General features: G+C 44.3%; 3 protein-coding genes and 1 pseudogene. 1 reads left to right on the forward strand and 3 read right to left on the reverse strand.

The features are described 5' to 3' along the window. A pseudogene (locus GRP75_RS22700) lies at positions 1-341 on the reverse strand (alpha-ketoacid dehydrogenase subunit beta); the annotation flags it as partial. A gap of 100 nt (positions 342-441) precedes the next feature. Then, a complete protein-coding gene (pdhA, locus tag GRP75_RS22705) occupies positions 442-1,509 on the reverse strand; it encodes a pyruvate dehydrogenase (acetyl-transferring) E1 component subunit alpha (protein WP_013310511.1) in 1,068 nt (355 codons plus the stop codon). A gap of 255 nt (positions 1,510-1,764) precedes the next feature. Between pdhA and GRP75_RS22710 the strand changes: the two genes are divergently transcribed. Next, positions 1,765-2,499: an alpha/beta hydrolase gene (locus GRP75_RS22710; RefSeq protein WP_160790435.1), complete on the forward strand. Its 735-nt coding sequence runs from the start codon at positions 1,765-1,767 to the stop codon at positions 2,497-2,499. 144 nt (positions 2,500-2,643) lie between these two features. Here GRP75_RS22710 and GRP75_RS22715 read toward each other — a convergent pair whose 3' ends face one another. Next, the gene (locus GRP75_RS22715) at positions 2,644-3,108 is read right to left on the reverse strand and encodes a low molecular weight protein-tyrosine-phosphatase (protein WP_053326574.1); all 465 of its coding nucleotides are present in this window, start codon (positions 3,106-3,108) and stop codon (positions 2,644-2,646) included. Positions 3,109-3,122 lie beyond the last annotated feature (14 nt).

Genomic DNA, 3,122 nt, shown 5'->3' on the forward strand with positions numbered 1-3,122 from the left:
ACGATTGGAGAATTGTAACGTCCACCGGAACGGTAACGCATACGGGATGCTTGAATTGCCATTTGATCGAGTGCTTCAAAGATAAAGCCTACGAACTGGATTTCAGCTACAGGGCGGAAGCCTTGAATACCCAGACCCACAGCAAGACCCCCGATTGCGGATTCCGCTAGCGGAGTATCGAATACACGTTCTTCGCCAAATTCTTTTTGCAGACCTTCCGTAGCGCGGAATACGCCACCTACATGACCTACGTCTTCACCGAAAAGCAGGACGTTAGGGTCGCGTTTCAACTCTACGCGCAGTGCGTCACGAATCGCTTCTTTCATGTTCATTTGTGCCATTTGCTTCATTTCCTCCTTAAACATTGACAGATCAATTTCAGTTCAGGTCAATCGAAAAGCAGACCGGATCGGGTTACCGCCCGGTCTCTTTTAAGTTCAATTATTTAAAATCAGCTTTTTGTTCTTCCAAGTGCTTAGGCGTTGTTTCGAACATGCTATCAATCAGGCCAGGAATTGTCATTTTCTCTGTTTTCTCGGCTTTTTTGATCTCTTCGTTCACTTTTGCCTTAGCTTCTTCTTTTACGCGAGCTGTATCTTCTTCAGTCCAAAGACCTTTTTTCTCAAGGTATTTCGCAAAGCGGGCAATCGGATCTTTCGCATTCCATTCGCCTTCTTCTTCTTTGGAACGATATTTTGTTGCATCATCAGAAAGGGAATGCGGACGGAAACGGTACGTTACAGCTTCAATCAATGTAGCACCTTCACCATTACGTCCACGTTCTGCAGCTTCTTGAACGGCTTTAATAACTGCAAGCACGTCCATGCCGTCAATTTTCACACCTTTAATACCAGCAGCTACTGCTTTATGAGCGATCGAAAGAGCAGCCGTTTGTTTTGAAAATGGAGTCGTGATCGCGTAACCATTGTTTTGCACAAAGAAAATAACTGGCAACTTGTATACACCAGCATAGTTCAGGCCTTCGTAGAAATCACCTTCGGAAGAACCGCCGTCACCTGTATATGTAATGGCGACTTGTTTTTGCTTTTTCAGTTTGTAACCCATCGCAATACCCATAGCATGCAAAATTTGCGCGCCAATGATGATTTGCGGCATCAGTACATTAACACCGTCCGGCACTTGGCCGCCGTGTTGATGACCACGGGAATACAAGAAAGCTTGGTATAATGGCAGGCCATGCCAAACGATTTGCGGAATATCGCGATAGCCTGGAGCAATAAAGTCTTCTTTTTGGAGCGCATATTCGCTACCAATCATGGTTGCTTCTTGTCCGGATACCGGAGCGTAGAAACCGAGACGTCCTTGACGGCCTAAGTTAACGGCACGGTCATCCCAAGTACGTGTAAATACCATTCGATACATAATTTCTTTCAATTGATCATCTGTAAGTTTAGGCAACATATCTTTATTGATAATTTCACCATCCGGAGAAAGTACGGACAGCGCCTCAACTTCCTCTGTGTAAACTTCATAAGGAACCTTGCTCATTTTCTTCACCTCAACAAAAAAATTTGAATATCAAGTTCCGCTGTTATAGGATTATTATACACCTGTTATATCGCTCGCGTCAAAGATTTAGTTATTTTTTTTGAGTTTGCCACATTTTTGTGTGTGTAACAGGGTATGTTTTTTACTATAACAGCTTAGTACATGATTGAAATTTTAAACATCTATTGCAATCAGGGTAATCTTAACTTATTGTGATCCCGAATGCAAAATAATACCCAAGAAAGGTGACGAAAAATGACGGATTCTCGGTATTTAAAACGAACCATCCTTAAAGACGAAGTAGACAGCCGCTTTCTTGGCGAGACCAGAACTCTCCGGATTTATTTGCCGCCCGGCTATAATGAAATATTGAGCTACCCGGTCGTATATTGTCAGGACGGAGAAGAATTTTTCAATTTTGGTCGCATTGCAACTCACGCCAACCGCCTCATTCTAGATGAGGGCGTCGAACCCTTCATTATTGTAGGAGTGGAAGTGAATACCAAAATCAGAACTCAGGAGTATGCTCCCTTTGGCAATCGTTATGAGGCGTATACCGCCTGCTTTGCAGAAGAAATTATTCCCTATGTAGAGCAAAAGTATCCTATAAGAAAAGATGCAGCGTCCCGCATTTTGGCGGGGGATTCACTGGGAGGCAGTGCGTCTCTGCATTTGGCTTTGATGTATCCTCAGCTGTTCAACCGCATTATCAGCCTCTCAGGTGCTTACTATGAAGCTTCGCAGGAAATCATCGCCCGTGAGAAAGATCTGTCTCATTTGCGGGTGTGGATGACGGTTGGCCTTCAGGAAGATGCATTTGAGAGTGATACTGGCATTTACAACTTTGTAGAGCTTAACCGTCAATGCGCAGATTTGCTGCGCGAACGGAACGCTGAAGTTTCTTACCGTGAAAAGGATGGCAAACATTTGTGGGGCTTTTGGCAAAACGAATTGCCTGACGCGCTAATGTATTTTTTGGATCGCGCCTGAGTAAATATTCTTCCAGGTAACTAAGGGGAATGAGAGCATTGACCTAATAGGTCATAAAGCTCCTTCCTCTTTTTCATAATTTGGTTACGCTTTCAAAAGTGTATAACGAAAAACGGCAATTATTGCCGTCATCTTTCGTTCACATTATAGCTTTTCTTCTATGATCTTGTCCAGCAAGGCGTCGCACCCTGCGTCCATTAATCGATAGGTCTCTTCAAAATTCCCTGTAAAATACGGGTCGGGTACTTCTCTTAATTTTTCTTGAGGGAGCAAATCCATAAATTTTAGAATATCAGCCTCCGCCCCACCTGCAATCTTACGCATGTTTTGTTCATTGGAGTCATCCATGCACACAATATAATCAAACGCGTCAAAATCGCGGCCCGTTATTTGCCTCGCTTGTATGCCTTGTTCGCTGATTCCATGCAGCTTAAGTTGCTTTAGTGTTCCCTCATGCGGGGGATTTCCGATGTGCCAGTCGCCTGTCCCGGCCGAGTCTACCCCGATTTCTGCACCCAATCCCCGTTCCTGCGCTTTATGCCTCAGTATCGCCTCCCCCATCGGAGAGCGGCAAATATTGCCCAAACATACAAACAAAACGTTAATCATTTCGTTCTCCTTCC

The sequence above is a fragment of the Paenibacillus sp. OT2-17 genome, from assembly GCF_009827695.1.
GTDB classification, from domain to species: Bacteria; Bacillota; Bacilli; order Paenibacillales; family Paenibacillaceae; genus Paenibacillus; species Paenibacillus polymyxa_B.

Excerpts from the sequence above, each read along its gene's own strand:
- pdhA (WP_013310511.1), bottom strand. The coding sequence starts at position 1,509 with ATGAGCAAGGTTCCTTATGAAGTTTACACAGAGGAAGTTGAGGCGCTG.
- GRP75_RS22710 (WP_160790435.1), top strand. The coding sequence starts at position 1,765 with ATGACGGATTCTCGGTATTTAAAACGAACCATCCTTAAAGACGAAGTA.
- GRP75_RS22715 (WP_053326574.1), bottom strand. The coding sequence starts at position 3,108 with ATGATTAACGTTTTGTTTGTATGTTTGGGCAATATTTGCCGCTCTCCG.